Source organism: Bradyrhizobium sp. 138 (assembly GCF_023074075.1).
Taxonomy (GTDB): Bacteria; Pseudomonadota; Alphaproteobacteria; order Rhizobiales; family Xanthobacteraceae; genus Bradyrhizobium.
In genome coordinates this window covers 214,225-237,633 of record NZ_JADPKT010000003.1, presented here as the reverse complement: position 1 = coordinate 237,633, position 23,409 = coordinate 214,225, and the positions used below count along the sequence as shown (strand labels likewise).

Annotated in this window: 21 protein-coding genes; 11 read left to right on the top strand and 10 right to left on the bottom strand. The window is 64.6% G+C overall.

Features of this window, described 5'->3' with window-relative positions:
• Positions 1-14: 14 nt before the first annotated feature.
• Positions 15-986, bottom strand: a complete 972-nt coding sequence (locus IVA79_RS02130) for a S1C family serine protease (protein WP_247550049.1) — start codon at positions 984-986, stop codon at positions 15-17.
• A gap of 78 nt (positions 987-1,064) precedes the next feature.
• Between IVA79_RS02130 and IVA79_RS02125 the strand changes: the two genes are divergently transcribed.
• From IVA79_RS02125 to IVA79_RS02090, 8 genes are all read left to right on the top strand, one after another.
• Positions 1,065-1,838 (top strand): hypothetical protein, encoded by a 774-nt coding sequence (locus tag IVA79_RS02125; protein WP_247550047.1) that lies wholly within the window; start codon positions 1,065-1,067, stop codon positions 1,836-1,838.
• Complete coding sequence (locus tag IVA79_RS02120) at positions 1,835-2,224, top strand: hypothetical protein (protein WP_247550045.1); 390 nt, start codon at positions 1,835-1,837, stop codon at positions 2,222-2,224. Before IVA79_RS02125 ends, IVA79_RS02120 begins: the two co-directional genes overlap by 4 nt.
• A gap of 151 nt (positions 2,225-2,375) precedes the next feature.
• Complete coding sequence (locus tag IVA79_RS02115; RefSeq protein ID WP_247550043.1) at positions 2,376-3,794, top strand: M20 family metallopeptidase; 1,419 nt, start codon at positions 2,376-2,378, stop codon at positions 3,792-3,794.
• 261 nt (positions 3,795-4,055) lie between these two features.
• The gene (locus tag IVA79_RS02110) at positions 4,056-5,846 is read left to right on the top strand and encodes a peptide ABC transporter substrate-binding protein (RefSeq protein WP_247550042.1); all 1,791 of its coding nucleotides are present in this window, start codon (positions 4,056-4,058) and stop codon (positions 5,844-5,846) included.
• Between the two features lie 29 nt (positions 5,847-5,875).
• Positions 5,876-6,835 (top strand): ABC transporter permease, encoded by a 960-nt coding sequence (locus IVA79_RS02105; RefSeq protein ID WP_247550040.1) that lies wholly within the window; start codon positions 5,876-5,878, stop codon positions 6,833-6,835.
• Positions 6,801-7,718, top strand: a complete 918-nt coding sequence (locus IVA79_RS02100; protein ID WP_247550038.1) for an ABC transporter permease — start codon at positions 6,801-6,803, stop codon at positions 7,716-7,718. Before IVA79_RS02105 ends, IVA79_RS02100 begins: the two co-directional genes overlap by 35 nt.
• Positions 7,718-8,713, top strand: coding sequence for an ABC transporter ATP-binding protein (locus IVA79_RS02095; protein WP_247550034.1), 996 nt, complete (start codon positions 7,718-7,720; stop codon positions 8,711-8,713). The genes IVA79_RS02100 and IVA79_RS02095 overlap by 1 nt, the downstream gene beginning before the upstream one ends.
• A complete protein-coding gene (locus tag IVA79_RS02090; protein WP_130213299.1) occupies positions 8,710-9,678 on the top strand; it encodes a dipeptide ABC transporter ATP-binding protein in 969 nt (322 codons plus the stop codon). The genes IVA79_RS02095 and IVA79_RS02090 overlap by 4 nt, the downstream gene beginning before the upstream one ends.
• Positions 9,679-9,692: 14 nt before the next feature.
• On the opposite strand, the gene IVA79_RS02085 is transcribed toward IVA79_RS02090, so the two are convergent.
• The 8 genes from IVA79_RS02085 to IVA79_RS02050 form a co-directional block, all read right to left on the bottom strand.
• The gene (locus IVA79_RS02085; RefSeq protein ID WP_247550032.1) at positions 9,693-11,597 is read right to left on the bottom strand and encodes a diguanylate cyclase; all 1,905 of its coding nucleotides are present in this window, start codon (positions 11,595-11,597) and stop codon (positions 9,693-9,695) included.
• 181 nt (positions 11,598-11,778) lie between these two features.
• Positions 11,779-12,000 carry a dodecin gene (locus tag IVA79_RS02080; RefSeq protein ID WP_247550018.1) on the bottom strand — a complete coding sequence of 74 codons (222 nt, stop codon included), beginning with the start codon at positions 11,998-12,000 and terminating at the stop codon, positions 11,779-11,781.
• Positions 12,001-12,292: 292 nt separating this feature from the next.
• Positions 12,293-12,850 carry an HNH endonuclease gene (locus tag IVA79_RS02075; protein ID WP_247310535.1) on the bottom strand — a complete coding sequence of 186 codons (558 nt, stop codon included), beginning with the start codon at positions 12,848-12,850 and terminating at the stop codon, positions 12,293-12,295.
• A 214-nt stretch (positions 12,851-13,064) separates the two neighbouring features.
• Entirely contained in the window at positions 13,065-14,042 is a 978-nt protein-coding gene (locus IVA79_RS02070; RefSeq protein WP_247550015.1) for a peptidyl-alpha-hydroxyglycine alpha-amidating lyase family protein, read from the bottom strand.
• Between the two features lie 31 nt (positions 14,043-14,073).
• A complete protein-coding gene (locus IVA79_RS02065; protein WP_247550012.1) occupies positions 14,074-15,849 on the bottom strand; it encodes an NAD(P)/FAD-dependent oxidoreductase in 1,776 nt (591 codons plus the stop codon).
• 161 nt (positions 15,850-16,010) lie between these two features.
• Positions 16,011-17,537 carry an acyl-CoA synthetase gene (locus IVA79_RS02060; RefSeq protein WP_247550010.1) on the bottom strand — a complete coding sequence of 509 codons (1,527 nt, stop codon included), beginning with the start codon at positions 17,535-17,537 and terminating at the stop codon, positions 16,011-16,013.
• Positions 17,538-17,560: 23 nt separating this feature from the next.
• Positions 17,561-18,745 (bottom strand): ABC transporter substrate-binding protein, encoded by a 1,185-nt coding sequence (locus IVA79_RS02055; RefSeq protein WP_247550008.1) that lies wholly within the window; start codon positions 18,743-18,745, stop codon positions 17,561-17,563.
• A gap of 35 nt (positions 18,746-18,780) precedes the next feature.
• On the bottom strand, positions 18,781-19,755 hold the full coding sequence (locus IVA79_RS02050; RefSeq protein ID WP_247550006.1) for a nitronate monooxygenase family protein: 975 nt from the start codon (positions 19,753-19,755) through the stop codon (positions 18,781-18,783).
• Positions 19,756-19,934: 179 nt separating this feature from the next.
• Between IVA79_RS02050 and IVA79_RS02045 the strand changes: the two genes are divergently transcribed.
• Entirely contained in the window at positions 19,935-20,822 is an 888-nt protein-coding gene (locus IVA79_RS02045) for a LysR family transcriptional regulator (protein WP_247550005.1), read from the top strand.
• 97 nt (positions 20,823-20,919) lie between these two features.
• On the opposite strand, the gene IVA79_RS02040 is transcribed toward IVA79_RS02045, so the two are convergent.
• The gene (locus IVA79_RS02040; protein WP_247550003.1) at positions 20,920-21,573 is read right to left on the bottom strand and encodes a DNA-3-methyladenine glycosylase 2 family protein; all 654 of its coding nucleotides are present in this window, start codon (positions 21,571-21,573) and stop codon (positions 20,920-20,922) included.
• A gap of 96 nt (positions 21,574-21,669) precedes the next feature.
• Between IVA79_RS02040 and IVA79_RS02035 the strand changes: the two genes are divergently transcribed.
• Positions 21,670-22,524, top strand: coding sequence for a nucleotidyltransferase domain-containing protein (locus IVA79_RS02035; RefSeq protein ID WP_247550002.1), 855 nt, complete (start codon positions 21,670-21,672; stop codon positions 22,522-22,524).
• Complete coding sequence (gene gluQRS, locus IVA79_RS02030; RefSeq protein ID WP_247549999.1) at positions 22,524-23,393, top strand: tRNA glutamyl-Q(34) synthetase GluQRS; 870 nt, start codon at positions 22,524-22,526, stop codon at positions 23,391-23,393. Before IVA79_RS02035 ends, gluQRS begins: the two co-directional genes overlap by 1 nt.
• Positions 23,394-23,409: the final 16 nt, after the last annotated feature.

Here is a 23,409-nt window from a genome sequence, read left to right as displayed (position 1 = left end):
CCTTCGGCGTGGATTCAATGCAGCTTCGGCGCCTTCAGGAGCTTGAAGCGGTCGGTCGAGGTCACCGTGACGTCGAAGGTGACGCCTTGGTGATGCACGGTCAGCGGTACGTCGACGCCGGCGGCGCCGAGCGACCACATCTTCTTGTAGAAGGCGGTCTGGCTCGTGACCTTGTCGCCGTCGACGGCGAGGATGATGTCGTCGGTCTTGAGCTCGGCGCGGGCCGCCGGACCGTTGGCGGAGATCCCGATCACCACGATGCGGTTGTCGATCTCGGTCGAGTAGAGCCCGAGCCATGGCCGCGCCGGCTTGTTGACGCGACCGAACTTGCGCAGATCGTCAAGGATCGGCTTCAACAGGTCGATCGGCACGACCATGTTGACGTGCTCGGCCTTGCCATCGCGTTCGCGCTCGAGCTGAAGCGAGCCGATGCCGATCAACTCGCCGCGCTCGTTGAGCAGCGCGGTGCCGCCCCAGTTCGGATGCGCGGGATAGGTGAAGACGGCTTCGTCCAGCAGATATTCCCAGTAACCGGCGAACTCCTGCTTGGCCACGATCTGGCTCGCGACCGAGCGCGTGCGGCCGCCGGCGCCGCCGACCACGACGCGGTCGCCGATCCGGGTTGCCGCCGACGAGCCGAGCGGCAGCGGCTCGACGTCGAGCTGGCCGAGCGCCTGCACCAGCCCGAACCCGGTCTCGGAATCGAAGCCGAGCGCATGACCCTCCACCACGCGTCCGTCGGCGCGGTGCAGCCAGACCGACTCTGCCTCAGTGATGAGATAACCGATCGTGAGCACCAGGCCGTCATCGATCACGACGCCGTTGCCGGCGCGTTCGGTGCCCAGCGTCTCGGCGCTGAAGGCGTCCGGCGGGATGATGGCGTGCAGGCCGACGACGGATGCGAGCGCGCGGTCGAGATCGAAACCGTAGTCGCCCGCACGCGGCTGATTGGCCGGCGGCACTCTCCATTCGGTCAGGGCGGGCATGGAGTTCTCCTGGTCTTTCTCTTGGCGCTTTGACCTGTCTCTAGCGCGAGAAGCGCCGAGTGAAATCAGAGACAATCTATGCCGCAAACGCCCCTCTTTAAAGACTGCCATGCGTGCACCGGCCGCGAAATGCAGAAATTCTGGAGCGGCCGCGCCTTGCAGGCCTCGGCGTTCGCCCGAAAAGACATTGTCGGTCACATGTGGCAGGCGTATCGTTCACCATCTGTGGAACAAGCCATGAGCGATGATAAGAATTTCGATCGATTGACTCTGGAAAATGCGCTGACCGAGCTTGGCCGCCGGGCCTTCGCCGCAGGCCGCACCGTCGAAATCGTGATCTACGGCGGATCGGCACTCCTGTTGACCATGAACCGGCAGATCAACACCGGGGACGTCGATGCGGTGTTTGAAGGAAACAAGGATTTCATCAAAAAGCTGGCGGCCGAGATAGCTGAGGAGTTCGGCTGGGATGAAAACTGGTTGAACGACGGAGTGAAAGGGTGGCTGAGCAAAAGAGACGCCGATCCGGACGTGAAGGCTCTATTCAAGACCTACCCTACAGAGGACCAGCCGGGCCTCCGTGTCTACACTGCAAGGCCGGAATATCTATTTGCCATGAAGTGTCGGGCGATGCGTGTCGGCGGTGTCGAAACGAACTCGGACATTGACGACATCAAGCTCCTCGCCCGTGCCATAGGCATCAAGAACAGCCAGGACGCACTCACGTTGGTCGAAAAATTCTATCCGCAGAATATGCTTCAACCCAAGACCCGGTTGGGGCTCGAGGAGATTTTTTCAAACCTCGAAGCCGCGCCCGAAACTGATCACGTGCCTTTGTCGAGCCAACCATGAGCCTGTTTGGCAAGAAGCCCGCAACGCTGAGTGACGTGATTCGCCGTGTACGAGCTGGCGAGCAGAAATTCGACCCGTCGCTCCGCGAATTTCTCGATTGGTTTTACATGAACCCGCACGCGCGTCAGCAGGCCATCGAAGAACGGCCCGATTCCACCGACGCTGTGCACGACGCCTACGTGGCAGCAGTGGCGGAGCACCTTGCGCGCGTGTACGGATTACAGATACCGGAATGGACCGAGGTTCACGGCAATGGGCTTCGGGAGCCTTTCTTTGCAGGCGGCCTACAATCCTTGAAGGGGGTGCTGGTCGCCGAGAGCCCGACCGCCTTCCGGCGACGCCTCTTGTTCGTGAGCAAAGACGCGCTGTCGAGGCCGAGAATGTAATCGTGCCGTGGTTCGTGCGGCCAGTCGCCTTGGGCCGTGCCGTGAGACCCTGCCGAGCCGCATGGCTGGTGTCCTTGCCGCTGCTAGGCGCGGTGCGGCGAAACTGCTAACCATTGCCGCTTCGTTTGACCAAGGGATCACGGATCGAAGCATGGATAACCGCAGCGACATCTGGCGTGGCGTCGACACGATCAAGGCGCGTTTCATCGACCTCAGCGACAAGGTCTGGGGCATGCCCGAGGTGTGCTACACCGAGGCGCGGTCTGCCGCCGAGCATCTCGCCGAGCTGCGTCATCAGGGTTTCCGCATCACGGAGAACGTCGCCGGCATTCCGACCGCGGTGATGGGCGAGTGGGGCGAGGGCGGTCCGGTCATCGCCTTCATGGGGGAATATGACGCGCTGCCCGGGCTCAGCCAGGAAGCGGGTGTCGCCGAGCATCGTCCGGTGGAGTCCGGCGGGCACGGCCACGGCTGCGGTCACAATCTGCTCGGTTCCGCGGCGCTGCTCGCCGCGACCGCGATGAAGGACTGGCTCGCCGAAAACAAGGTGCCCGGTCGCGTGCGCTATTATGGCTGCCCGGCCGAAGAAGGCGGCGCGGCAAAGGCCTTCATGGTGCGCTCCGGTGCATTCGGAGACGCCGACATCGCCATCACCTGGCATCCGCACAGCTTCTGGGAGGTCGCGGTGACGCCGTCGCTCGCCAACACGCGCGCGGACTTCATCTTCACCGGCCGCACCTCGCATGCGGCGGCCTCGCCGCATCTCGGCCGTTCCGCACTCGATGCGGTGGAATTGATGAATGTCGGCGTGAACTACATGCGTGAGCACATGCCGAGCGACGCGCGCGTGCATTATGCGCTGCTCGACACCGGCGGCATCGCCCCCAACGTGGTCCAGGCCCATGCGCGGGTGCGCTATTCGATCCGCGCCCGGGATCTTCCCGGCATGAACGAACTGGTCGGACGCGTGAGCAAGATCGCCGAGGGCGCGGCGCTGATGACCGAGACCAAGGTGGAGATGAAGATCATTTCCGCGGTCTCCAACATCCTGCCGAACGCGCCGCTGGAGCAGGCGCTGCACCGGGTCATGGAAGAGCTCGGACCGCCGCATTTCGACGACGCGGACAAGAGCTTTGCCGGCCAGATCCGCGCGACGTTGAGCGACAAGGACATCGCGTCCGTCTACTACGCGATCGGCATGGAGCCGACCGATCGGCCGCTGGCCGACTTCCTGGTGCCGCTCGATGCCAAGCGCAACCCGCTGGTCGGCTCGACCGACGTCGGCGACGTCAGCTGGGTGGTGCCGACCGTGCAGGTTCACGCCCCCACGGTTGCAATCGGCACGCCCTTCCACACCTGGCAGGTGGTGGCGCAGGGCAAGAGCCCGCATGCGCACAAGGCCATGGTGCAGGCCGCCAAGGCGATGGCCGGTCTCGGCATCAAGGCGCTGACGGATCCGGAACTGATCAAGGCCGCCAAGGCCGACCTGAAAAAGCGGACGGCCAAGACACCCTATATCTGTCCGCTGCCGGATCATGTTGAGCCGCCGCTCGACATGTCCGTGGCGTAGAATATCGCCTCGATACTTCGTCTGATCCGGCGAACAAATTTTCCGCACTGCAGCGCGCAATCCAGCATGTTTTGATGCTGGATTGCCGAACAGATGGGCTGACGGAACGCAGTTTTGCCCAACGGACAGCCAGAAGACCGTTTGCATACACACGGTCCCAGTTGACGCGCCCCCCATTCGGTGTGCCATCTACTGCCAGCCAATTGGGCGGCCATCTGCCACGGCCGTCCTCATCACTATGGGAACCAGACGGGGACAACCATGCTGGATAAAGAACTGCGTTCGATGATCGGCCAGGTGAAGGACGGGCGGATGGATCGCCGCGCCTTCATCAAGCGCATGGCCGCAGTCGGTCTCACCGCTCCCCTCGCCAACCAGATCCTCGCGCTTGGCGGCGTCGCCATGGCGCAGAGCCCCGCGGTCTATAAGCCAACTCAGCGCGGGGGCGGCGGCCCTCTCAAGCTGCTGTGGTGGCAGGGGCCGACGCTGCTCAATCCACATTTCGCCACCGGCACCAAGGACCAGGACGGATCGCGCCTGTTCTACGAGCCGCTCGCAAGCTGGGACGCCGACGGCAATCTCAACCCGATTCTCGCCGCAGAGATTCCCTCGGTTGCAAACGGCGGTCTCGCCGCCGATGCCAAATCGGTGGTCTGGAAAATCAAGCCGGGCGTGAAGTGGCACGACGGCAAGCCGCTCACCGCCGACGACTTCGTGTTCACCTGGCAATATGCCAGCGATCCCGCCACCGCCGCCGTCAGCATCAGCACCTATGGTGACATCACGGTCGAGAAGGTGAGCGATCTTTCGATTCGCATCCTGTTCAAGACGCCCACGCCATTCTGGGCAAATGCCTTCGTCGGTGCCTATGGCTGCGTTCTCCCGAAGCATTTGTTCGCGGACTACAAGGGTTCGAAGTCCCGCGAGGCGCCGAACAATCTGGCCCCGGTGGGTACCGGCCCCTACAAATTCGTGGAGTTCAAGCCGGGCGATCTGGTCCGCGGCCAGCTCAATCCCGACTACCATATGCCCAACCGGCCGTATTTCGACACGATCGAGATGAAGGGCGGCGGCGATGCCGTCTCCGCGGCGCGGGCGGTGATCCAGACCGGCGAATTCGATTTCGCCTGGAACATGCAGGTCGAAGACGACGTGCTGCTGCGTCTGGAGAAGGGCGGCAAGGGCAAGACGGTCTACGCCACCGGTGGCGACATCGAGTTCATTGCGATCAACTTCACCGATCCCAACACCGAGGTCGATGGCGAACGGTCCTCGATGAAGACCAAGCATCCGATCTTCTCCGATCCGAACGTGCGCAAGGCGCTGTCCCTGCTGGTCGATCGTGAGTCCGTCAAGAAGGCGATTTACGGGCGCGCCGGCCGCACCACCGCCAACTACCTCAACGGCCCCGAGAAGTTCGTCTCCAAGAACACCTCGTGGGAGTTCAGCGTCGAGAAGGCGTCGAAGATGCTCGACGACGCCGGCTGGAAGGTCGGCGCGGACGGCATTCGCGAGAAGGACGGCAAGAAGCTGAAGCTGCTGTACCAGACCTCGACCAACGGTCCGCGCCAGAAGACCCAGGCGATCGTCAAGCAGGCCTGCCAGAAGGCCGGCATCGACGTCGAGCTGAAGTCGGTCGTGGCCTCGGTGTTCTTCTCGTCGGACGTCGCCAACCCCGATACCTACCCCAAGTTCTATGCTGACATCGAGGAATTCCAGATCCCGATGACGCAGCCGGATCCGGCCTTGCACATGCGCCGCTACATCTCCGCCAACGTCGCCACCAAGGAGAACAAGTGGCAGGGCCAGAATTTCCCGCGCTATGTCAACAAGGACTATGATGCCGCCATTGCGGCGGCCGAGACCGAGACCGATCCGGTCAAGCGCGCCGCGCTCTACATCAAGTGCAACGATCTGCTTTGGACGGACACCGTGTTCATTCCGGTGATGCATCGCCTGCTGGTGGATGCCTCCTCCAACACGTTGCGGCCGGCGCTCTCGGGCTGGGCCAATCGGACCGACAACATCCAGGACTGGTACCGAGAGGCGTGAGGGACGGCCGCTAAGAGGATCCTTCCCTGATGAGTCAGTATGTCCTGCGTCGCTTGCTGATCGCGATTCCGAGCCTGCTCGGCATCTCGGCAGTGCTGTTCTTCGTGCTGGCGCTGGCTCCCGGCGACCCGTTCTCCGAACTGGCGACCAATCCGAACGTGCCGGCCGAAGTGCAAGCTGCACTTCGGGCCAAATTCGGCCTGGATGATCCGATCTATCTTCGTTACCTGCACTGGCTGTCGGCCATGGTGCACGGCGACTGGGGTTTTTCGTTCGTCAGCCGGATGAACGTCGATACGCTCATCCTCCAGCGCCTTCCGACCACACTCTACGTGATCGGCTCGGCGCAGATTCTGGCGCTGCTGGTCGCAATTCCCGTCGGCGTCTATGCGGCGACCAAGCCTTATTCGGTGTTCGACCAGGTTGCCAACACGCTTGCCTTCGTCGGCTTCTCGCTGCCGACCTTCTTCACCGGCATCCTGTTCATCCTGATCTTCTCGGTCACGCTCGATTGGCTGCCCTTCGTCTACTCGGCGGACATCAACGCAACGGGCATCCGCTGGTTGCTGGAGATGATCCGGCAGGCGATCATGCCGGTCGCGGTGCTCGGCCTGTTTCAGGCGGCGTCCATGACCCGCTTCGTGCGCTCGGCGATGCTTGACGTGATCCGGCTCGACTATGTCACCACGGCGCGGGCGAAGGGCCTCGGCCAGGCCAAAGTCATCGTCAAGCACGTCATGCGCAACGCCATGATCCCGGTCGTCACGCTGATCGCGCTGCAGATGCCCGCGGTGTTCGGCGGCGCCATCGTCACCGAGCAGATCTTCCGCATCCCCGGCATCGGCTCGCTGCTGATCTCCTCCATTCTTTCCAACGACACGCCGGTGGTGATGGCCGTCACCTTCGTCTTCGCGTGCCTCGTCGTGCTGTTCAATCTCATCGCGGACGTGCTGTATGGCTGGCTTGACCCTCGCATCTCCCTCCGCTGAGCGGCGCACCTACTCGCCCTGGCGCGAGACGTGGCGACGTTATCGCCGCCACAAGCTCGCCGTGGTCAGCGCGGTCCTGCTCCTCATTCTGATTCTGGCGGTGGTCGTCGGTCCCTTCATCTGGCGCGTCAAGATCAACGACATCGACATCGTGGCGGGCATGCAGGGACCCTCGCTCGCCCATCCCTTCGGTACCGACGATCTCGGTCAGGACATCCTGGCGCGCATGATCTACGGGGGGCGCATTTCGCTCGCGGTTGGACTCGCCGCGATGCTGGTCTCGGTCTTCATCGGTACGCTGATCGGCGCGCTCGCCGGGATGTCGCGCGGAGCGCTCGGGCACGGACTGATGTGGCTGACCGACCTGTTCCTGTCGCTGCCGCAACTGCCGCTGCTGCTGCTGCTGATCTATCTCTTCCGCGAGGGGCTGAAATCGATGTTCGGTCCCGAAGGCGGCATCTTCATCCTGATCGTGCTCGTGATCGGAGGCCTGCGCTGGATGCCGGTGGCGCGGCTCGTGCGCGCGCAGTTCCTGTCGATCCGCGAGAAGGAGTTCGTCGAGGCCGCACGGGCGCTCGGCGCCAGCCCGGTGCGGCAGGTGGTGCGGCATATCCTGCCCAATGCGCTCGGCCCGGTGATTATCGCCGGCACCATCGACGTTGCCGCCGCGATCATCGCGGAATCGACGCTGTCCTTCCTCGGCCTCGGTTTCCCGCCCGACACCCCGACCTGGGGCCGCCTGCTGTACGACGCCAAGGACTTTCTCGACATCGGCCCGCACTGGGCGCTGTTTCCGGGCGGCGCGATCTTCATCGCGGTTGTCGCCATCAACTTCATCGGCGACGGCCTGCGTGACGCGCTCGATGCGCGACGGGTGATCTGATGGCGCCGCTGCTCGAGATCAAGGGACTGAAAACCCACTTCTCCACCGACGACGGCATCCTCCAGGCCGTCGATGGCGTCGACATCTCCATCAACCGGGGCGAGACGCTCTGCGTCGTCGGCGAATCCGGCTGCGGCAAGACCGTGACCGCGATGTCGATCCTGAAGCTGATCGCGATGCCGCCGGGCCGGATCGCGGCGGGGCAGATCATCTTCGAGGGCCGCGATCTGGTGCCGCTGACCAGCGACCAGCTCGACGAGATCCGGGCCAAGGAGATCGGCTTCATCTTCCAGGAGCCGATGACCTCGCTCAACCCGGTGCTCACCATCGGCGAGCAGATTGCCGAGAGCCTGCGCCGCCACGAGGCGGTGTCGAGGAAGCAGGCGCTCGATCGCACCATCGAGATGTTGAAGCTGGTGCAGATTCCGAATGCCGAAGGCCGCGTGCACAATTATCCGCACCAGTTCTCCGGCGGCATGCGTCAGCGCGTGATGATCGCGATGGCGCTGGCCTGCAAGCCGAAGCTGATCATCGCTGACGAGCCCACCACCGCACTCGACGTCACCATCCAGGCGCAGATCCTCGACCTCTTGCAGGACATGAAGGAGCGCTTCGGCATGGCGGTGATGCTGATCACCCATGCCATGGGCGTGGTCGCCGAGACGGCGCAGCGCGTCGTCGTGATGTATGCCGGCAAGGTGGTGGAGGAGGCGTCCGTCGACGAGCTGTTCGGCAATCCGCGCCATCCCTATACCCAAGGGTTGATCCGTTCGATCCCGCGCATCGACCTCGACAGCGAGCACAAGACGCGGCTCGAGGCGATCGGCGGCTCGGTGCCGATCCTGATCAATCCGCCCGTCGGCTGCCGCTTCGCGCCGCGCTGCAAGTTCGCCATGAACGTCTGCACCGAGAAGGAGCCGCTGCTGCGCGAGGTCTCGCCTGGCCATCGCATGGCCTGTCATCTCGGCGATCCGAACCTGGGAGACGCGCCATGAGCGAACCCCTGCTGCGCGTCAGCGGCCTGAAGAAACATTTCCCCGTGCTCGGCGGCCTGTTGTCGCGCCAGGTCGGCACCGTCTATGCGGTCGACGGCGTGTCGTTCTCGGTCAACCGCGGCGAGACGCTCGGTCTCGTCGGCGAATCCGGCTGCGGCAAGTCGACCACGGGACGTTGCGTGCTGCGTCTGATCGAGCCGACCGACGGCGAGGTCACCTTCGACGGCCAGGACGTGCGTAAGCTCGGCGGCAATGATCTGCGTGCGATGCGGCGGAACATGCAGCTGGTATTCCAGGACCCGTTCGCCTCGCTCAATCCGCGCATGACGGTCGGCGCGATCCTCGGCGAGGCCTTCACCATCCATAATCTCGCCTCCTCCGCGAAAGAGCGCGAGGAGCGCGTCGCGGGCCTTCTGGTCAAGGTCGGGCTCAAGGCCGAGCACATGCGGCGCTATCCGCATGAATTCTCCGGCGGCCAGCGCCAGCGCATCGTGATCGCGCGCGCGCTCGCGGTCGAGCCGAAGCTGATCGTCTGCGACGAGCCGGTCTCGGCGCTCGACGTGTCGATCCAGGCCCAGGTCATCAACCTCCTGGAAGACCTCCAGGCCGAGCTGAACCTCACTTATCTCTTCGTCGCGCACGACCTCTCCGTGGTCGAGCACATCTCCGACCGCGTCGCGGTGATGTATCTCGGCCGCATCGTCGAGCTGGCGAAAGCGAGCGATCTCTACCGCAACCCGCAGCATCCCTATACCAGGGCGCTATTGTCGGCGGTGCCGGTGCCCGATCCAAAGCTCAAGCGCGAGCGCATCCGCCTCAAGGGCGACGTGCCGAGCCCGATGAAGCCGCCATCGGGCTGCCACTTCCACACCCGCTGTCCGATCGCCCAGCCGCGCTGCGCGGAAAGCGCGCCGGAGCTGAGGGAAGGAGCGGGCGGACACTTCGTGTCGTGCCATCTGGCTTGAGAGCACCGATCTCGTCACGCGGTCTTCGCGGGCCAGGGTATGACCTGTCCCGACATCACCAGCCGGTCGCGGCCGCCGTCCTTGGCGGCGTAGAGCGCGCGGTCGGCGGCGCCGACCAGCGTGCTGCCGTCCATCGTGGTCTCGGACGGAACAGCCGATGCGCCGCCGAGGCTCGTCGTCACCAGCCGGGACGGCGGATTTTGCCCATGCAGCATGGCGAGCTCCTGCAGCGCCTGGCGAATTCCCTCGCCGACCTCGGCGCAGCCGTCAGGGCCGGTGTTCGGCAACAATACGGCGAATTCCTCGCCGCCGTAACGCGCGGCGAGGTCGGCCGGGCGCCTGGCCTGGGCGGATAGAATCCGGCCCAGCGCGCGCAGGCAGGCGTCGCCCGCCAGATGCCCGTAAAGGTCGTTGAACTTCTTGAAATGGTCGACGTCGATCAGCAGCAGCGAGAGCTGCGTGCCGTCGCGCCGGGCCCGCGCCCATTCGTCGGCAAGGCGCTCGTCGAATGCGCGCCGGTTGGCAAGACCGGTGAGACCGTCGGTCGTTGCCAGCGAGGCGAGCCTGTCCTGAAGATCCTTCTGCTCGGTCATGTCGCGCACGACCGCGACGACGCCGTCGATCGCGCCGCTGTCCGACGCCAGGGTCACGTGCAGCGCCGCCTCGGCCCAGATCTCGCCCTTGTCGCGATGACGCTGGCGATAGACGAACCGCGCTTCCTCGGCCTCACCATTCTTCAGCGCGGCGATGGCCTGCTCGACCCGCTCCATGTCGTCCTCGTGAATGCCGGCCAGGGCCGACGTGCCCAGCAGTTCTTCGGCCGACCAGCCGGTGATGCGTGCGCAGGCGGGAGAGACGTAGAGCAGCCGGTTGTCCAGCCCGATGCGGGTTACCATGTCGCTGGATTGCTCGGCCAGCAGGCGGAAATTGGCTTCCTTGGCGACGAGGGCCTGTGCCGTGCGTTGCCGCTGGACGAGCTGACGAACAAGATAGTAGCCGATCACCGCGATCAGCAGGACGAGGCCGAGGACGAAGGTCATGCGCGCGGTCGCCGCGCGCCGCCAGGGGGCCAGCACGTCGTCCTGTGACTTGCTCGCCAGCACCATCAGGGGGTAGCGGCTGCTGCGCTGGTAATAGCTCAGCCGCTGCACGCCATCGAGCGGCGACTTGAAATAGTAGACCGCCGCGGCGGGGCGACTTGCCCACTCCTTGAACAAGGGCGCATTGGACAGGTCGCGTCCGACGAATGCGCCGCTCTCGTCGCGGCTGCGCGCCAGCATGATGCCATCGTTGTTGACCAGCGATGCGGAGCCGTTCGGGCCGATGTCGAACCGCTCGTAGAACTTGACGAAATAGCTGACGTCGATCGTGAGCAGGGCAACGCCGGCGAAGCCGCCGTCCGAATCGTTGATCCGGCGGGACGCGGTGATGATCCATTGGCCTCCGGCGCGGCTCTTGACCGGAGGTCCGATCAGCGTGCCCGGATCCGGCGAGTCGCGATGGCGCCGGAAATAGTCGCGGTCGCTGTTGTTGAGCTTGGAGAAGTCGAGGCGCTCGGTCGTGGCAAGCCACCGGCCGCTCGCGTCATAGATGAAGATGCCGCGGATGCGGTCCGATGATTTGCGCGTCGGCAGATAGGCCTGGAGCTTTGCGATCGTGTCCGGTCCCGTTCCGTCGAGTTCGAGCCGATGGACCAGCCCGACCAGGAGCGTGTCGACGAGCTCGAACGTGTCGTCCGCATGCTGGACCAGGGAGTGCGCCAGATTGGTGACTTCGACCTCGGCGTTCCCAAGATCGGCCTTACGCGCTTCCCATTCGCGCCAGGCACTCAAGCCCAGGATCGCTACGCAAATCAGCACGACGAAGCCCGCCGCCCAGAGCGGAAGACGCGTCTTGCTGAGTTCGCGACTCGTGACCATGAGGCTTGCTCCAAATTGGAGCAAACCTCCCACTTTCACCTTAACGGCCTGTTGCAATATTTGCGATGATTGCGCGAGGTCCGTACTCGACCGGAGACGGCTGTGGATATTTCGATAGCCTCGCGTTAGGCGGATGTTCACCACACGCCGCGCGTGGCGGTTCCGCCCGGCGTCCGCCGCCTCATCCCTCCAGCGTGAAGCCGACGCGCAGTGTCACCTGATAGTGGCGGACAGCGCCGTTCTCGATGTGGCCGCGCGTCTGCACCACCTCGAACCATTTCATCTCGCGAACGGTCTTGGCGGCGCGGCTGATTGCATTCTTGATCGCGTCGTCGATCGAGGTCTCGGACGATCCGACGAGGTCCAGGATCTTGTAGACGTGATCGTGTTCGGTTGCGGGCATGATGAGCCTCTCTCGGTTGCGCTGCGACACGCCTTGCCGCGTGCGCTCTGATCTGAACGAGCGCCAGTCCTCCGGGTTCCGTCCCGCATGCGCCAGGAGAGCGTGGCGCGCGCCGTCCCCACCTGCCGCCTGCACGAAGACGGCTGAGCTAACCACCACGCATGTCATGGCATCTGCGAGTGCGATGATGGTCGACCGTTGGATGAGCGGCCGGCCCCGAAGGATGGCCCGCGGCTGTTCCGATGGAATCGATTCGAAAAAGCAGGAGTTGGGAAGTCAGGCCGCAGTCACCCTACGGATCCAGCTCCGTATCCCAGTACAGATAGTCGAGCCAACTGTCGTGCAGGTAGTTCGGCGGGAACAGGCGACCGTTGCGGTGGAGCTGGTGCACGGTGGGCGCGAACGCACTTTGGCGCGGAAACATTCTTGCTTGCGCCGGCGTCAGATTGCCCTTGCGCAGGTTACACGGCGAGCAGGCCGCGACCACGTTCTCCCAGGTGGTCTGGCCACCCTTGCTGCGCGGGATGATGTGATCGAAGGTCAGGTCTTCGGGCGAGCCGCAATATTGGCAATTGAAGCGGTCGCGGAGGAAGACGTTGAAACGGGTGAAGGCGGGATGGGTGGTCGGCTTGACGAAGGATTTGAGCGAGACGACGCTCGGCAGCTGCATCTGCAGCGTGGGACTGTGGACCGCCTGATCGTAGTGAGCGACGATGTTGACGCGGTCGAGGAACACCGCCTTGATCGCGTCCTGCCACGACCAAAGAGACAGTGGGTAGTAACTCAGCGGCCGGAAGTCCGCATTCAGCACCAACACCGGCCAACTGCCTTGCGAGACATGTGCGTTCAAGTAACGCTCCCGGCCTCCAATATACGCTGCGAAGCAGCATGTATTGACATACTACATGCAGCGTGACGGGATTGTGAAGCCCGTTGAGCGACTTATTCAGGTCCAAGCAATGCGGCGGCGGGGTGGCAAAAGCGCTCAAAAAGCCGCGATCCCGGGGAGGGCCATGCGGTCGGCGCGGAACAGCCTTCACCGGTACGCTGCGCGCTACCTTTGGCTACTCCCGCATCCGCTCCAGCTTCTGCAGGCAGCGCGTCGTGCGCACCGTGGCCGGCATCTCCTGGTCCGGAAAGCTGGTCTCCCAGTTGGTGACGCCGACCTCGCCGACATAAATGTCGCCCCTTGAGTCCAGCGCGATGCCGTGGGGTGCCAGGAATTTGCCGCTGGCAATGCCCGGACCCTCCTCGCCGCCGAGCCGCGCGATGCGATTGCCCTTGGCGTCCACGATCGATAGCCTCGGGCCGAGATTGGGCACATTGCGGTTGATGGCGAGGCCGGGGCCGAGCTCGCCGATCACGAAGGTCGGGCTCTTGGCCGTGCCGCAGCAGCACAGCGCGCAGGGCCGGTGCAGATTGTTCCACTGCGTTTCGTATCTGCCCTCGCCGTTGAACACCTGGACGCGGTGGTTCTCGCGGTCGGCGACGTAGACAAAACCGTCGGCATCGGTGGCGATGTTGTGCACGATGTTGAACTGGCCGGGATCGGTGCCCGGCTCGCCCCAGCTCTTGAGCAGCTTGCCGTCGGGGCTGAACTTGTGCACGCGCGCATTGCCATAGCCGTCGGAGACATAGATCTCGCCGTTCGGCGATAGCGCCGTGTGGGTGCAGCGATGGAACGGCTCGCCGCTCATGAACGGTGACGGCTTTGCGGGGATGCCGATCGTCAGCAGCACCTTGCCGTCGGTGGTGCATTTGCGCACGGTGTGGTCGCCGTCATCGGTGCAATAGAGATTGTCGTCGGCATCGATATGCAGGCCGTGCGCGCGCGAGAACAGCCCCTCGCCGAAGCTGCGCAGGAAATTGCCCTCGCGGTCCAGCACCACCATCGGATGGGCGCCGCGGTTGAAGACGTAGATCTGGTCGCGGCTGTCGACCGCGACAGAAGCGACGTCGGTCAGCTCCCAGCCGTCCGGCAGCTTTGCGAAATTGTCGACGACGCGGTAGCGATGCTCGCCGGTGCCGAGAAAGGCTGGCATGGTCGGTCTCCTTGTTCGCAATGACGGGGGTCTACGGTGTGCTTACCTCCCGCCCCAAGATCCCTTCCTCGATCGCCTTGATCTGGAGCGCGAGATATTTCGAGTTGATGCGGCACTGCGCGAGGCTGCCGGCGATGAACCAGAGGCCGGGTTGCCCAGTGCGCGCATACATGTTGCGTAGTTCGAGGCCGTCGCCAAAACCCCAGATTGGACCGACGCGGTCCGCGATGGCATCGCCGAACAGCTTTCGTACCAGATAGTCCTGCGGCTTGTAGCCGGTCGAGAGCACGATGAGGTCGGCCGCAATGGTCGAGCCGTCCTTCATCCGCGCGCCTTCCGCGACGAAGCCCTCGATGTCGGAAAACTGCCTGAGCCCGATCTTGCCCTCGACGATCAGGTTGGAGCAGCCGACGTTGAAATAATAGCCGCCGCCGCGGGTGAGATATTTGAATTGCCACCCCGTCCCGGCCTCGCCGAAGTCGAGCTTGAAGCCGACGCGAGAGAGGCCGTCGAGCAGCTCCTGGTCGAGCGCCTTGGACTGCTCGGTCAGCATCACATGGATCTTCTTCGCCAGCGGCGTCGGCATCGAGGCGGCGACCAGATCATTGTCCTCGAGCGTGCCTTCATTGTAGGTGGCATAAGCGAGCTGCGCCGACGGTTCGATGTTGGTGACCAGCGTTGGAGAGCGCTGCACCAGCGTCACCTCGGCGCCGCTGGAATAGAGATCCTGCGCGATGTCGTGACCGCTATTGCCGGTGCCGATGACGATCGCGCGCTTGCCGGTCCAGTTCTCGCCGTCCTCGTAGCGGCTGGAATGCACCAGCGTGCCCCGGAAATTGGCGAGCGTTGGAATGTCGGGCATGTTGGCGATGCCGCTGACGCCGGTCGCCATGATGACATGGCGGGGATGCATGGTTTGCCTGCTGCCGTCGGCGCGGCGCAGTGAGACCGTCCAGCGTCCCCTGGTCTCGTCATAGGCGCCGCCTTCGAACTCGGTGCCGGTCCAGAAGTTCAGCTCCATGGCATCCACGTAAGCTTCGAACCAGTTGGCGAGCTTGTCCTTGGGAATATAGGTCGGCCAGTTCGGCGGAAACGGCATGTAGGGGAGGTGATTGACCTGCACCTGGTTGTGCAGCGTCAACGCGTGATAGCGCTTGCGCCAATTGTCGCCGATCCGCATCTCGCGATCGACGATCAGCGCGTCTACTTGCAACTGCTTCAGCCGCGCTGCGATCGCAAGCCCGGCCTGGCCGCCGCCGACCACCAGCACGGCCGGATCGCGTGTCGCATAGTCGCGCGAGGCGCTGCGCAAATCGAGCCAGTTCGGCCCGCGGAAATCGCGCGAATAGGCCTGGCCGCGCGGACGTAACATGCCGAGTTGCTCTTCGAAACCCTTGAGCTCGTCGAGGGCGGTCAGCAGCGTCCACGCCTTCAGACCATCGCCGTCGGCGCTGTCAGGAATGAGCCGGATAATGCCGCTGCCGCGCCCGATCGCGGTTTCGAAAGTGAAGATCGCTTCGATGTTATTCGCGCCGGCACGGCTCACCCAGCGTGGCGGCGCCCGGTTGGGCGCGATCTTGAAATTGCTCGGCGTCGCCTTGGCCGCGAGCGCGGCCAGCGCCTGCGCAATCGTCTCGCGGCCCGCAATCGTCTGCAGGTTCCAGCTCAGCGCCAGCACGTCGCGCCAAAAGCTGTCGGCGAGGAAGAGACGGTCCAGCGTGGCGGGATCGGGCCTGCCCAGCATACGCTCGAAGTCATCGAGCCAGGCTTGCGCGGCGACGGAAATATCCTTCGTCCTGTCCAGCATGCGACCTCGAGGCCGTCTTCGCGGCGTTTCCTCTGAGGTCGAACGCTATACGGTTTCGTCGCCCGCCAAAAGCCGGGGACCCGGGCGAAGCAGGCATGCGGCCTTGCTCGGACGGAATATGGCTGGGCATTCCGCCCGCGCCGACGCTGGCCGAAGAGCGTTCAGGCGCCCCCCGCCTTCTTGTCCGCCCAGTAGGGATCGCGCAGCTTGCGCTTGAAGATCTTTCCGGTCGCCTCGCGCGGCAGGGCGTCCAGGAATTGGATCTCCTTCGGCACCTTGAAGTTGGCCAGCCGCTCGCGCAGAAATGCCTGCACCGCGGCGGCGGAGAGTTGCGCGCCCGTCTCCGGCTCGATGCAGGCGCACAACCGCTCGCCATATTCGGCGTCGGGGATGCCGAACACGGCGCAATCGCGCACCCCCCGCATCGCGATCAGCACGTTCTCGATCTCGGCGGGGTAGATGTTGACGCCGCCTGAGATCACCATGTCGCGTTTGCGGTCGCACAGGAACAGATAACCGTCGTCGTCGAGATAGCCGACGTCGCCCACGCTGACGAGACCCTCGCGCCCCGCCTCGGCGCGCGCCTGCGCCTTGCCGTGATAGTCGAAATCCGGCACCGCGGTCTGGCGCATGTAGATTTCGCCGACCTCGCCAGCACCACAGAGGCTGCCGTCGTCGCGAAAGATCTTGACGATGCCGCCTTCGATGGCGCGGCCGACCGTGCCGGGCTTCTTCAGTGCCTCCTCCGCGGAGTGCCAGACCGGGATGCCGGTCTCGGTCGAGCCGAAATATTCATTGATGACCGGTCCCCACCACTCGATCATCGCCCGCTTGACCTCGGGCGGGCAGGGCGCAGCGCCGTGCACGACGAAGCGCAGCGAGGTGAGATCGTAGCGCTGCTTGACCTCCTCGGGCAGTCGGAGCAGACGGACGAACATGGTCGGCACCATGTGGATGTGCGTCACGCGGTGGCGTTCGATCAGCGCCAAGAGCTCCTCGGCGTCGAACCGCGGCTGGAGGACGATGGTGCAGCCGTTGCGAAACGCCATCATGCCGTAGGAATGCGGCGCCGAATGATACATCGGCCCGTTGATCAGCACGATTTGGTCCTGGCGCGGCTTGATGCCATAGGCGATCGCGCCGACGCGTTCGGAAGCGGCGGCCTGCTTGGGCTGCATCGGCCTGCGCCGCACGCCCTTCGGCATGCCCGTGGTCCCCGAGGTGTAGATCATCGCCGCCGCGCGGCGCGGCGGCTCCTGGGTTTCCGGATGCCCGTCGCGCCAGCAGTCCCAATCGGTCAGTCCGGCGGGGACCTCGGTCAGATCAGCGGGAATGGCGAAGGTCGCCGCGAGCTCCGGCGGCGTCGCGACGACGAGGAGGCGGACATCTTCCGGAATGCCGTTGCGGATCTGCGGCAACAGATCGGCGTGGCAGACCAGCACCTTGGCGCCGCTGTCGGTCAGGATGTAGCGGACCTCCTCGGCCTTGAGATGCCAGTTGATTGGCACCACCGGGCTGCCGAGTGCCGCCGAGGCCGCGACGACCTCGAACAGCGCAAAATCGTTGCGCAGCATCATGGCAACCGGCGCGCCTTCGGCAAGGCCGAGGGCGCGGAGCCCGCTCGCCGCACGCTTGATGCGTGCCTGGATCGCGTCATAGCCGATCCGGCGTTCGCCGCTGATAATCATGGTCTGTCCTTATTCCGCTGGCTTCAGCGATCATCCAGCACGTCGCCGAAGCCCACCCAGCTCTTGCCGTTGAAACGGCGGAGCTGAAGCTGCTGGAACGGCAGATAGTCGTCCGGGCCGGTGCTCACACTCATGCCCGGCAGCAGCAGCGGCAACTTCACCTCTTTCAGAGACGCGGCCTGGCGCATGATGTTGTCGCGGCTGACATCATCCTTGCAGGCCTTCAACACCGTCATCAGCAGCGTCGCATAGTGATAGCCGGCCCCGTAGTTGGAATTGGAGAGGTCTGCATTCGGCATGTATTGCTTCATGAAGGCAAAGTACTCCTTCACGCCGGGATCGTCGGCCCATTGCGGATCCATCGTGTCCTTCTGGTTGCTCGACGAGATCAGGCCGACCGCGTTGTCGAGGCCGGCAGGTTCCAGGAACGAGATCGACGAGGCCGAGGTCGGCACGAAGAACAGCTCGGGCTTCCAGCCGATCTCGGCGACGCCCTTGATCATCTGCGAGGTGAACTTGCCGAGCACGACGCCGAACAGCACATCGGCGCCTGAGGCCTTCAGGGTCGAGAGTTGCGAGCTGATCGTCGGTGCGCTGGTCTCATAGGTCTGCTCCGCGACGATCATGCTAGCTGCCCTCTCCCCGAGCGCGCGCTTGAAGCCTGCGACATAGTCGCGGCCGAAATCGTCGTTCTGGGAGAGGATGGCGATCTTGGCGCCCGGCTTGGCCCGCAGCACGTGCTTGGCATAGACCACGCCTTCGGACTCGTAGGCGGCCATGCCGGGCATGGTCCAGGGATATTTCTGCGGATCGGCCCATTTGGTCGCGCCCGAGAGCACGAACAGCTGCGGCACCTTCTTGCTGTTCAGGTAGCGCTGCACGGCGCTGTTGGTGGCGGTGCCGAGCGAGCCGAACATCATCAGCACCTCGTCCTGCTCCACCAGCTTGCGGGTCTGCTCGACCGTCTTCGGTGGCGAGTAGGCATCGTCCAGCGTGATGAACTTGACCTTGCGGCCGTTGATGCCGCCTTCGGCATTGACCTTCTCGAAGAAGGCTTCCTGCGTCCGTCCGATCGCGCCGAAGCCGGAGGCCGGGCCGCTATAGGGCAGGGTCTGTCCGATGCGGATCTCGCCCGTGCCTTCGGCACGGGCGCTGCCGCCGGCGAGCGTCAGCAACGACATACCGATCAACGCAGCTGCCAGCTTCATGGTGTCCTCCCGTTCTGTTCTTATCGTGCGAAACGTCAGGCGCTTATGCGCATCAGGAAATCCTGCCGGGCCTGATCGAATTCACCCTTCATCCGGTCGACGAGCTCGGCGACGGCAGGGACATCGGTGATCTGGCCGATGCCCTGGCCGCATCCCCAGATGTCGCGCCACGCCTTTGATTTCATGTTGCCGCCAGAGCCGAAATTCATTTTCGACTTGTCGGCGGCCGGGAGATTGTCCGGGTCCAACCCGGCGGCAGCGATCGAGGGTCCGAGATAATTGCCGTGCACGCCGGTGAACAGGTTCGTGTAGACGATGTCGTGCGCGGCGTGCTGCGTCAGCGCGGACTTGTAGACCTCGTCGGCATTGGCTTCCTGTGTCGCGATGAAGCGCGTGCCCATATAGGCGAGGTCGGCGCCCAGCGTCAGCGCCGAGGCGATGCCAAAACCGTCGCTGATCGCGCCCGACAGCAGGATCGCGCCGCCAAACCATTGCTTGACCTCGCGCACCAGCGCGAAGGGCGACAGCGTGCCGGCATGTCCGCCCGCACCGGCGCACACCAGGATCAGGCCATCGACGCCCTGCTCGGCGGCTTTCCGCGCATGTTTGACGTTGATGACGTCGTGGAACACCAGCCCGCCGTAGGAATGCGCGGCCTCGACGATCTCCGCCGGCGGCCGCAGCGAGGTGATGATGATCGGCGCCTTGTGCTTGACGCAAATCTCCATGTCCTTCATCAGCCGGTCGTTCGAGGCATGGCAGATCTGGTTGACGGCGTAGGGTGCGACCTTCTTGCCGGGATTGCGCGATTTGTACTCGCCGAGCTCGTCTTCAATGCGGCTCAGCCATTCGTCGAGCTTCTCGACCGGACGGGCGTTGAGCGCGGGAAAGGAACCGACGACGCCCGCCTTGCACTGGGCGATCACCAGCTCCGGTCCGGAGACGATGAAGAGCGGCGAGCCGACGACCGGCAGCTCCAGATTGTTCTTGAGCAGGGCAGGCAGTGCCATCCGATCCTCCTGACGACGCGCATCGCCGGTCCTTTCGGACGATGGTGAGCGCTTCCATGTCGATTGTCGCGCTGGCGGGTGCTCCGCCTCGCGGTTTGACCCCACTATAGGGTTGGACGGCGCGCGCCGGATCGTTCAAGATTGAACATACGCGTATTCAACTTTGAACGGAGCTGCCTGTGGATTGGGACCTCTGCAAGACCTTCGTCGCAGTCGCCGATACCGGCAGCTTCACCGCCGCGGCGCGGCGGCTGCATGCCAGCCATCCGACCGTCAGCCGCAAGATCGCGGCTCTGGAGGCGCAGCTCGGCACCAAGCTGCTGGCCCGCGCTGCCGACGGCTTCGTGCTCACCGCCGACGGCCGTACTTTGCGCGAGCATGCCGAGGCGATGGCGACTGCCGCGCTCCGCGCCGAGGCCGCCGTCGGCGCCGGCGGGCGCAAGGCGCGCGGAACCGTCAAGCTGTCGATCGGGGCGACGCTGGCCTCGCACTGGCTGATGCCCCGGCTGCACGCCTTTCTGAGCGCGCATGATCACATCCGGCTCGAAATCATCACCCATCCGTTTCCGGCCAGCGTGCGGCGCCGGGAAGCCGACGTCGTGCTGCGGCCGCTGGACAGCGGGGAGGAAAATCTGGTCGGCCGCAAGATCGGCCGTCTCGGCACCGGCTTCTATGCCTCGCGCGACTATGCCGCGGGCCGATCCCTGCCGGAGCGCAGCGGCGAGTGGAAGGGGCACAGCGTGATCGGCTTTGCCGATCAGGATTCCAATGCGCAACTGGCGCGCTGGAGCGATGCGATCACGCGCCAGGGCACGGTCGTGATGCGCTGCTCCTCGCAGGGCGACATGCTCGCGGCGGTGCGCGCCGGGATCGGAATCTCCGCGCTGTCGTGCTTCGTCGCGGAAAGCTATTCCGACCTCGTGCGCGTCGCTCCGCAGAAGCTCGCCAGCGTGGCCGACCTGTGGCTGCTGGCCCATCCCGACCTCGTCGAGCTCCCGGCAGTGCGCGCCGTGGTCGACTTCGTGGCCGAATGCGCCCGCGCCGATCGCGAGCGGCTGCGGGGCTAAAGCATGATCCGGAAAAGTGCGCAGCGGTTTTCCGAAAAGATCATGCTTGGACAACAACCTAAAGCGCGATGGCGAGTCGTCCAAATCGCATCGCGCTTTAGTTCGACCCGGCCAGCACGCCCTCGCGCTTCTTCACCGCGCGATAATAGCTCCACCACAAATGCGCCGCCGCCCCGCGCAGCGGACGCCAGGGTTCGGCGAGCGGCGCCATCTGCTTCTCGGTCGGCCGCGCCTGAAGGCCGAGGCCGATCTTGATGCCCTCCTGCACGGCGAGGTCGCCCGCCGGCCAGGCATCGCCGTGGCCGAGGCAAAACAACAGATAGAGGTCCGCGGTCCAGGGGCCGATGCCGGGCAGCGCGATCAGCGTATGATGCGCGGCGTCGGCATCTTCCTCGGCGAGCACGTCGAGGTTCAGCCGCTGCGCTCTGATCTCGCGCGCGAGATGCTTCAGCGTCTTGATCTTGGCGGCCGACAGGCCGAGCCGCCCCAGCCGGTCGGCGCGGGCGCGGCCCACGGTGTCATGGTCGAACGGATCGAACGCCGCCGACAGCCGCCCCCAGATCGCCGCGGCGCTCGCGGTCGAGAGCTGCTGCCCGCAGACGATGTGGGCAAGGCCCGCAAAGCCCGGCTCGCGCCGCCTCAACGCCGGCATGCCCGCGATCTCGAACACCGGTTTCAGGCGCGGGTCACGCTTGATCAGCGCGTGGACGGCCTCTTCGAGGTCGGACTGGGTTTCGAGGTGGATGGTCATGGTGATATCAGCTCGCAGTAATGCGGATTTCGCGTCCTGTGGACGGCTCGGGACGATAAGATTAAGACGATACTATCGCGATCTCGGAAGCGCTGAATGAGTTTGAGACATATTCCTCTGGAGATGGACGACGAGAAAGTCGCCTTGATCGATGCCATGCTCGACCGCGTCCTCGATGAGCATCGTGTCTTCTTGCCGCTGGCCATCGAAAGCGGAAGCCGGGCCTGGGGCTTTGCCTCTCCCGACAGCGACTATGACTGCCGTTTTGTCTATGTGCGCCGCGCGGTCGATCACATTACGCCGTGGGCAAGTCGCGATGTCATCGAGCTCCCGTTCGAGGGCGATCTCGACGCCAATGGATGGGATTTGCGCAAGGCTCTGCAGCTCCTGTTGAAGGGCAACGCGGTGATCGTGGAATGGCTGTGCCCGCCGGTCGTGTACCGGGGGCAGGCGTGGTTTCGCGACGAGTTTCTGGCGTTTGCCAGAGAGGCGGCGAGCCGGGAGGCCGTCTGCCGTCACTATCTTCATCTCGGCGAGCGGCAGCGACGGGTCTATTTTGGTGACGGGACGAGTGTTCCGCAAAAGAAGATCTTCTATGCACTTCGCCCTGCTGCCGCCTTACGATGGCTGCGCCTGCATCCGGCTGAGGCCGTTGCGCCGATGCATTTTCCGACCCTTATGGAGCAGTGTGACCCGCCGAGCGAATTGACGGCGGAAATCGTCGGCCTGATGGAACGGAAGGCGGTGACGCACGAACTCGGCTCGGCACCTCTGCCGCGCGCGGTGGCGAGCTTCATCGATTCGGAGTTTGAGCTTGCCCGCGGACTGTTTGAGGCAGGTGCGGCAAGTGCGTCGGAAGAGATGATCCAGCGGGCAGGGACGTTTTACCGCGGCGTGGTGGAGCGCCTTGAACGCGAGAACGGCACGACCCTTCCGTTCCGGCTTGCCTGATGCCACCCGTTTTCCGATTTGCCCCCAGCCCCAACGGCGTCCTGCATCTCGGCCACGCCTATTCCGCACTGCTCAATTTCGAGCGCACGCGCGAGACCGGGGGGCTTCTGTTGCTGCGGATCGAGGACATCGATGCGACGCGCTGCCGGCCGGAATTCGAGGCGGCGATCTACGAGGATCTCGCCTGGCTTGGGATCACCTGGGAGACGCCGGTGCGGCGGCAGTCGGAGCATCTCGCCGATTATCGCGCCGCGCTGGACAGACTGTCGGCGTTTGGCCTCGTCTATCCCGCCTTCGAAAGCCGCGCCGAGATCGCAAGGCTCGTTGCCGCACGTGAGGCGGATGGTCTGTGGCCGCACGATCCCGACGGCGCGCCGCTCTATCCTGGCGATTCCAAATCGCTGCCTGCCGACGAGCGGTCGCGGCTGATCGCGTCAGGCGTGCCCTACGCGCTACGGCTCGACATGGCGGCCGCCTGTCAGCGCGCCGCCGGACTGAATTGGAACGAACTCGGCGACGGCCCCGACGGAGAGCGCGGCATCGTCCCCGCCCGTCCCGAGGCGTGGGGCGACGTGATCCTGGCCCGCAAGGAGACACCGACCAGCTACCATCTATCTGTCGTCGTCGACGACGCGCTCCAGGGTGTCAGTGAGATCGTGCGGGGCCAGGACCTGTTTCACGCCACCTCGGTGCACCGCCTGCTCCAGGTCCTGCTCGGCCTGCCCGAACCCGCCTACCGCCATCACCGGCTGATTTGCGACGGTGAGGGGCGGAAGCTCTCGAAATCGAGCCGCTCGACCGGTCTGCGCGAATTGCGCGCGGCCGGCATCACGCCTGCCGGCATCCGTCAGCTGGTGGGATTAGGTTAAGTTTCTCTGGGGGTTA